Genomic DNA, 7,777 nt, shown 5'->3' with positions numbered 1-7,777 from the left:
AATTGGCCTGTCAGGAATCAACCCGGTCTAAAACGTCAGGAATCAGCCCGGTTCATACCGTGGCTGCCCCTCACCCCAACCCTCTCCCCGTGAAGAACGGGGAGAGGGAGCACACCGCACGAGCCGAAATGGCGTGGATTGCGAGGTAGGAAGACGGCAAACGCGCGTTCCTACCTGGCAAACGATGTCGTTAAGCGGCGCTGCCACATCGGCGGCCTCAGGTGGCCCCGGCGGATGGCGAGGAGGAGAAGGATGACGCCAGCGGTGGTGCAGAACACCAGCGCGACCACCGAATGCTCCATGCCGAACGCGCCGCCGGTCAGCAGCTCCGGTCCTTCGATGGTGGCCTTCAGCAGGCCTGGATCGCTCACGGCGCCGGAGACGACGCCGGAGAAGACCGCCGACTGGAAGTAGTTCCACGCCATGTGGAAGCCCATGCAGATCCACAGGCGACGGGTGACGAGATAGGCCGCGGACAGCAGCAGCCCGGCCTCGATGCTGATGTAGATGGCACCGCCCAGCGTCGCCCCCGGGTTCGTCAGATGAAGGAGCCCGAACGCGAGCGATGAGACCAGGATTCCGACCCAGCTTCCGAACATGTCCTCGACCGATCGGAACAGGACGCCGCGGAACAGCAGCTCTTCGAACACGCCCGACTTGATCGCCATCGAAAGGTTGGGAAGCAGGAACAGCACGGGATTGAATCCCTCGACCTTGTAGATGCCGAGCAGCATCAGGACTGTTGCGCTCGCGGTGTAAAGGCCCGCGCCACACAGCGCGCCGATGGCCCATTCGCGGCCGAGTCCGGGCGTCGAAAGCTCGGTCGCCTCGCGGCGGTCGATGAATGTCTGATAGGCCACGTACACGCCGATCGCCGCAACACCCAGCACGGCCTGGATGACCGCGTTCAGCACGGGTGACTCGTGGAATTGCTCGAGACGAGCCTGGGCCCATCCCATGAAGTAGAACAGGGCAGCTCCCAGGACGATGAGGCGGGTCAGCGGAAACTGCAGAATGCGCTGCCAGAGCGGCTGACCGGAAAGGCTGATATCCGTCATGTAAGAACGTCTCCCCCAGATTTGAACCTGCTCGCTCCAGACGCGCCTCGCGGCGACAATTGCGACGACGTGGTCCGTCGTCTCCGCGCGCATGTCGGTGCTGCCGCACCGGCGTATCATCCCGTCAGATCCAACCCTCTTTCGGGTCTGACGGCCTCTCGGTATCGGTCTTTGCGGTCTTGCTTGGCAGATGACCGCACGGAGAGCCCCCGGCAAGCAGGGCGTCGCATCTCATCTCTCATTTGATATGAGGCGCAGGATCGTGCCGCAATCGACTTTTCGACGCCGGGCCTGTTGGCGCGGCGTGTTTGCGGACGTTGGCTCGCTCATATGCTGCTTATCAGGCACTGCCCCCCGGTGGATCCGCGGGGCGGGCCCGCGCCCGTCGGAGACGCGCCGGTTGCGGGACTACCGCGCCTGACGCCGCCCGGGCTTGTTTGCGGTGGTGAGGTACGCGCTGAACATGTCCGCCATCGCATCGGCATAGGCCGATATCTCAGCGCGGCTGCGCGGCGTCTCCGAGAAGTGCTTGCCGACTTGGGCGAGTGTCGTCTTGATCAAATCGGTGGCGCGCGCCCGCTCGGCCGGACTGGCCCCGGGCAGCGCCTCGCGCATGAAGGCCTGCATGGCGCGGCGGCCGCTCGCCTGGGCGGCTTTCGATTCCGGCGCATCGCGATACAGTGGCGCGGCGTCGTCGAGCGCGCCGCGAATGGCCGCCTCGTCGCATTCCGATTGCAGGAAGGCGTGGACCAGCGCGCGGAGCCGCACGAGCGGTGGACGGCTGGTGTCCTCGAGGATGCCGGTGAGCAGCGCGGTGGTCTGTCGCCACTCGTCGCTCTGCAGCCGGAACAGGATCGCCGCCTTGTTGGGGAAGTACTGATACAGCGAGCCGACGCTGACGCCGGCCTTTTCGGCGACGCGGGCGGTGGTGAAACGCTGCGCGCCTTCGGTCGTCAAAACCTGAACAGCGGCCTGCAGAATCGCCGAGACCAGATCCGCGGAGCGCGCCTGTTGCGGCTGTTTTCTCGCGGAAATCGAGGCTTTTCGAGCTGGTGCCATGACTGGATCCGGAATGCGATTAGCGAATGCGAATGATTAGTCGTATTTTGACGGGGAGGCAAACACTCACGCGAAACACGGAGACCATCATGATCACCCTCGCCACCCAGCCCGTGGCGCTGCTGCTGGATCGCCTGCTGGCCGAGGCGGCGCGGCTGCGCCCGGAGACGAGCCCGGTCTTTGCCGGCATGGCTGAGCGCGGCGAAGAGCTGATGCGCAGCAAGTCCGGCCATGTCGAGCTCTACGCGCAACTGAAGGACTTTCCGCTGCCGGTCTCGCGTGACACCGGCACGCTGCTCTACATGCTGGCGCGCAGCTTCGCCGCGAAATCGATCGTCGAATTCGGCACCTCGTTCGGGATCTCGACGTTGTTCCTGGCCGCGGCGTTGCGCGACAATGGCGGCGGCCGGCTGATCACCACCGAGTTCGAAGCATCGAAGGTTGCGCGGGCCCGCGCCAACCTGGCCGAAGGCGGCCTGGCCGACCTGGTCGAGATCCGACAGGGCGATGCATTGCAGACGCTGCGCGCCGATCTGCCGGAGACCATCGACCTGGTGCTGCTCGACGGCGCCAAGCCGCTGTATGGCGACATCCTGGCGCTGCTCGAGAGCCGGCTCAGTGCGGGCGCGTTCATCGTCGCCGACAATGCCGATTATTGTCCGGAGTATCTCGCTCATGTCCGCTCGCCGGCGAACGGCTATCTCTCGGTGCCGTTCGGCGACGAGGTCGAATTGTCGATGCGGATCGGGTGAGGGCAGGCGCGCAGCGCCCGCATCAGCGCCATGTCCGTGATCATCGGCGGCCGCTGGCGCTGGCGGCCGATCAACTGTAGCCGCGATTGGCAATGCCGAGTCTCGAGCCGATCGCCGCGGTTTTCACGCCGGTGGGACGAGGGCCTGGAAATGTGCGGCGATGTCGGCGCGGCGCGCGATCCAGACGCGGTCGCCGAGATCGGCGAGCCTGGCGAGAATTGTCTCGACGGCGGCGAACCGCGCCGGCCGGCCGGTGATGCGCAGGTGGAAGCCGATCGTCAGCAGCGAGGACGCGCCACGGCCGGCCTCGGCGAGCAGCGTGCGCAGCGCCGAGGCCACGTAGTTCGAGAAATCGTCGGGCTGCACGAAGCCGTTGGGATGGAAGAATTTCATGTCGTTGGTATCGAAGCCGTAGGGGAGCACGAGCAGCGGCCGGCCGGCCGCGCGGGTCCAATAGGGCAGGTCGTCATCGAGCGCATTGCAGTCATAGGCGAAGCCGAGCTCGGCCAGCAGGTCGCGCGTCCACGGGCTCTGGCTGCCGCGTGTCATGAAGCCCACGGGCCGCACGCCGGTGGCGGATGCGATGATGTCGCGCGTGCGTTCGATGTCGCGGCGCTCGGTGGCCGCGTCGGCATAGAGCGCGTGCGGCAGCCAGCGCCAGCCATGCACGGCCGGCTCGTGGCCGCACTCGACCGCAACGCGCGCCAGATCGGGCACCCGCTCGACAGCGCGGCCGCACATCATCAGCGTCGCGCGCATGTTGTGCGCGGCGAAGGAATCGAGGAAGCGCCACAGACCGACGCGCATCCCGTAATCGAACACCTGCTCCTGCACGAGATCGCGCATGCCGGACGGCAGCGTCGGCTGCACCTCGCCATAGCGCTCGGTCTCGGCGTCCCCCTGTTCGACGGCGAGTTCGGCGCCTTCCTCGAAATTGATCACGAGCGATACCGCAAGGCGGGCGCCGTTGGGCCAGACGATGTCCGGGCGCTGCCGGCCATAGCCGCGGAGATCTCGGATGATGGTCATCTCTCGGGTGTTCCGAAGCTGCGGCTGACTCCGCCGAGCGCCTCGGCGCAGACGAGGCCAATCAGGGTGAGAACCACGATGACGCCGGAGACGGCGGCAACGCGGACGTCGAGGCTGCCTTCGAGAATCGCCCAGAGCTTGATCGGCAGCACCTCGGTGCGCGCGTCCGCCAGGAACAGCGAGACCGGCACGTTGTCGAACGAGGACAGGAACGCAACGAGGCTGCCTGCGACGATGCCGCGGCGGATCAGCGGCAAGGTGATGCGGCGGAAGGTGTACCAGCGGCTGGCCCCGAGGCTCAGCGAGCAGGTGACGAGCACCGGATCGAGTTCCTGGACGGCGGCCCCGACCATGCGGATCACGAACGGCACGCAGACGATGGTGTGGCCGAGCACCAGCGTGGAGAATGACAGCCGGATGCCGATGACATTGAAGACCAGCAGCAGCGACAGGCTGAAGGCCATCGCGGGCAGCACCATCGGCGACATGAACAGCGCGTCGAGCATGCGGGCGATCCGCAGCCTGCTGCGTGCGATGCCAAGCGCGGCGGCGCTGCCGAGCACGGCAGACAGCACCGTGGTGCACAGCGCGACCTTCAGGCTGGTGAGCGCCGGCGCGAGGATCTCGGGGGAGCGCAGCAGCTCGACATACCAGCGCGTCGACCAGCTCGGTGGTGGAAATTTCAGCGTCATGCCCGAGGTGAGCGAGATGATGAGCACGACGAGGGTCGGGGCGAGCAGCAGCAGCGCGGAGGCGATCGCGATCACGGCGATCGACGCACCATAGATCCGGTCGGTCAGGTCACGCTGCATCGAGGCCTCGCGTCATCCGCCGCGCGGTCGCGCCGATGATTGCGACGACGCCGATCACCGCCGCGGTGAAGACCAGCGACAGCGCCGCGGCGAACGGCCAGTCCTGAACGCCCATCGACTGCTGATAGATGTAGCTCGGCATCAGGATGATGCGGCCGCCGCCGACCAGTGTCTGCGTGATGAAGGCGGTCGCGGCCGCCGCGAACACCAGCAGGCCGCCCGCGACCGCGCCGGGCAGCGTCAGCGGCAGGATCACGGTGAAGAACACGCGGAAGCGGCCGGCGCCGAGGCCCTCGGCGGCCTTGGCGAGATTGCCGTCGAGCCGCAGCAGGCTGTTGATGATCGGCAGCGCCATCAGCGGCAACTGGATCTGGGTCAGCGCCAACACCAGGCCGCCCCAGCTGTAGAGCAGGCGGGCCGGGCTGTCCCACAGGCCGAGCGACAGCATCGTCGCATTGACGATGCCGTCGCGGCCGAGGATGACGATCCAGGCGAAGGTGCGGACCACGGTGCTGGTCAGCAGCGGCAGCAGGATCAGGAAGGTGAGAACGGTCCGGATCAGCGCGCCGCTGGCGAGGTAGACCAGCGCCAGCGGATAGGCGAGCACGAGCGAGCACAGCGCGACTTCGAGCCCCAGCATCACCGTGTCCGCCAGCACGCGCAGGCTGAACGGATCGGTGACAAAGCGCAGATACTGCACCGGCGACAGTTCGAGGAACTGCGGCGTGCGGTAGCAGCTGATCGCGAGCAGCGCGATCAGCGGCAGGACGAAGGCGCCGAGGAAGATCACAGCCAGCGGCAGCGCCGGCGCGAGCTCGCGGTGCGCAAGGAAGGAGCGCGACATCGGGACGGACGCCTAGATCTTGACGTCCTTGTTGAAGCGCGTGATCCACTCGCCGCGAAGGCCCTGGAACTTGGTCCAGTCCAGCAGCACGTTGCTCGCGATGAGATCGTCGACGCTCTTGGCGACCGACAGATTGGCGCCAGTCAGCGCGACGTTCTTGTTGGTCGGCATCATCACCCAGGGCGCGGCCTCCAGCCCCTTCTGCGCCTCCGTCGACATCACGGTGTCGAGATAGTCGAGCACGAGCTTCGGATCCTGGTTGTTCTTCACGATCTGCGCGCTGGAGCGGATGATGACGGCGCCGGATTTCGGCTTGGCGAAGGCGACGTCGACGCCCTTGGCGGCGAGCAGCGCGACATTGTTCCAGTAGTTGAAGGCGATATCGATCTCGCCCTGCTGGAACAGCGCCGCCAGCGCGCCCGGCGAATTGGCGATGGCGCCGACATTGGGCAGCAGCTTCTTCATCGCCTCGAACGCCGGCTCCAGATTGGTCTCCGAGCCGCCGTTGAGCTTGGCGATCTCGACCATGAAGGCGGTGCCGAGGGAGGAGCCCATGCCGGTGATGCCGACGCGGCCCTTGTATTCCGGCTTCCACAGGTCTTCCCAGGAGGTTGGCGGCGTCGTGATCTTCTTCGGATTGTAGGCGATGCCGATCAGCTGCACCGTGGCGACGGGGGCGTAGCCGTCGGGGTGACGGAACGCCTGCGGGATCTGCGCGAAGCTCTTCGACGTCTCGGCCGGGAATTTCTCGAGCACGCCGCTATTGATCGCCGGGATCAGCGGTCCTTCGTCGAACAGCACGACGTCGAACGGGGGAGCGTTGCGCGAGGCCTGGATCTTGCCGATCTGGTCGACGCCGAGCAGGGGCGTGAAGGCGACGTCGGCGCCGCTGCTCTTCTGGAAGGCGGGCCCGACGACGGCGCGGAACGCTTCGTCGAAGCTGCCGGGATAGGTGGTGGCGACGATCGAGCTGGCCGCGCGGGCGCGCGACGGCAGCATGAGATGGGGCGCCGCGAGTGCGGCAGCGCCGGTGGCGAGCAGGCGGCGGCGGGACAGGTTCATGGCGGGACTCCTCAGGCTGCAGCGATGGAAGGGGGCGGCGCGTCGAAGACGTGCACCTTGGCGGGGTCGGTGATCGTGAGCCACGCGGGCTGGCCCGGCCGTCCCGCCCAGGCGGCGCGGGACTGGCTGACCTTGATGGCTTCGCCCGCGGCGGTGGTGCATTCGATGACGCTGACCGCGCCAAGCGGCATCGCGACGCGGATCGTCACGGGAATCGCTCCGGGGCCGTCGTGATCGGACAACGTCAGATTCTCAGGGCGCACCGAGACGGTGACGCCGCCATTGCCCGCGCGGCGCTCGGCCTGCGGCAGCACCAGCGCGCCGCCGGCGGCGAGCGTCACGACACCGGGCCGGTCGCCGAGGCTTCCCTTGAGGAAATTGGCGTGGCCGATGAAGCCGTTCACGAACGGGCTGGCGGGGGCATCATAGAGCGCGTCTGGCGTGTCGATCTGCTCGATGCGGCCCTTGTTGAGCACGACGATGCGATCGGCCATCGACAGCGCCTCCTCCTGGTCGTGCGTCACCAGGATCGAGGTGACGCCGCAGCTCTTGAGCAGGCTCTTGATCTCGATCTGCATGTCGAGCCGGAGATTCTTGTCGAGCGCCGAGAACGGCTCGTCGAGCAGCACCAGCACCGGATCGATCGCGAGCGCGCGCGCCAGCGCGACGCGCTGCTGCTGGCCGCCGGACAGTTGGCGCGGGAAGCGGCCGGCGAAGCCCGACATCTGCACGCGCGCCAGCATCTCGCCGACGCGGCGCGTCACCAGCGAGCCGGGCACCTTCCGCGCGCGCAGGCCATAGGCGACGTTCTCGGCGACGGTGAGGTGGGGAAACAGCGCGTAGTTCTGGAACACCATGCCGATGCGCCGCCGATTGGCGGGGGTGTGATCGACCCGTACGCCGTCGAAGGTGACGGCGCCGCGGCTCGGCTGCAGGAAGCCGGCGATGATCTGCAGCAAGGTGGTCTTGCCGCAGCCGGACGGACCGAGCAGGGCGATCAGCTCACCCGGCGCGACTGCGAGATCGATGGTGTCGAGCGCCACCGTCGTACCGAAACGGTGGCCGATGCCGCGGAGCGCCAGCGCACAGCCGCGCGCCTGCGGGGGCGACGTCACATTCTGCATCATCATTGCGGGATCGGGCACGCGCATCTCCATTGCC

At 67.1% G+C, this 7,777-nt stretch carries 8 protein-coding genes; 1 reads left to right on the top strand and 7 read right to left on the bottom strand.

Features of this window, described 5'->3' with window-relative positions; genetic code table 11:
• Positions 1–170 precede the first annotated feature (170 nt).
• Positions 171–1,151: a CPBP family intramembrane glutamic endopeptidase gene (locus ACQR1L_RS34725; protein WP_434862407.1), complete on the bottom strand. Its 981-nt coding sequence runs from the start codon at positions 1,149–1,151 to the stop codon at positions 171–173.
• Positions 1,152–1,466: 315 nt separating this feature from the next.
• Positions 1,467–2,117, bottom strand: coding sequence for a TetR family transcriptional regulator (locus tag ACQR1L_RS34720; RefSeq protein WP_434862406.1), 651 nt, complete (start codon positions 2,115–2,117; stop codon positions 1,467–1,469).
• Between the two features lie 89 nt (positions 2,118–2,206).
• On the opposite strand from ACQR1L_RS34720, the gene ACQR1L_RS34715 reads away from it, so the two are divergent.
• Entirely contained in the window at positions 2,207–2,869 is a 663-nt protein-coding gene (locus ACQR1L_RS34715; RefSeq protein ID WP_434862405.1) for an O-methyltransferase, read from the top strand.
• A 123-nt stretch (positions 2,870–2,992) separates the two neighbouring features.
• Here the strand turns inward: ACQR1L_RS34715 and ACQR1L_RS34710 are convergent, their stop codons facing one another.
• From ACQR1L_RS34710 to ACQR1L_RS34690, 5 genes are read right to left on the bottom strand one after another with little or no spacing between them, the layout of a single operon-like run.
• Entirely contained in the window at positions 2,993–3,898 is a 906-nt protein-coding gene (locus tag ACQR1L_RS34710; RefSeq protein WP_434862404.1) for a polysaccharide deacetylase family protein, read from the bottom strand.
• Positions 3,895–4,710 carry an ABC transporter permease gene (locus tag ACQR1L_RS34705; protein ID WP_434862403.1) on the bottom strand — a complete coding sequence of 272 codons (816 nt, stop codon included), beginning with the start codon at positions 4,708–4,710 and terminating at the stop codon, positions 3,895–3,897. Before ACQR1L_RS34705 ends, ACQR1L_RS34710 begins: the two co-directional genes overlap by 4 nt.
• On the bottom strand, positions 4,700–5,554 hold the full coding sequence (locus ACQR1L_RS34700) for an ABC transporter permease (RefSeq protein ID WP_434862402.1): 855 nt from the start codon (positions 5,552–5,554) through the stop codon (positions 4,700–4,702). Before ACQR1L_RS34700 ends, ACQR1L_RS34705 begins: the two co-directional genes overlap by 11 nt.
• A 12-nt stretch (positions 5,555–5,566) precedes the next feature.
• On the bottom strand, positions 5,567–6,616 hold the full coding sequence (locus tag ACQR1L_RS34695; RefSeq protein WP_434862401.1) for an ABC transporter substrate-binding protein: 1,050 nt from the start codon (positions 6,614–6,616) through the stop codon (positions 5,567–5,569).
• 11 nt (positions 6,617–6,627) lie between these two features.
• Entirely contained in the window at positions 6,628–7,740 is a 1,113-nt protein-coding gene (locus tag ACQR1L_RS34690; protein ID WP_434862408.1) for an ABC transporter ATP-binding protein, read from the bottom strand.
• Between the last annotated feature and the right edge of the window lie 37 nt (positions 7,741–7,777).

It is taken from the genome of Bradyrhizobium sp. HKCCYLR20261 (genome assembly GCF_051168435.1).
Lineage (GTDB): Bacteria > Pseudomonadota > Alphaproteobacteria > Rhizobiales > Xanthobacteraceae > Bradyrhizobium.
This window is presented reverse-complemented; position numbering and strand designations above follow the sequence as displayed.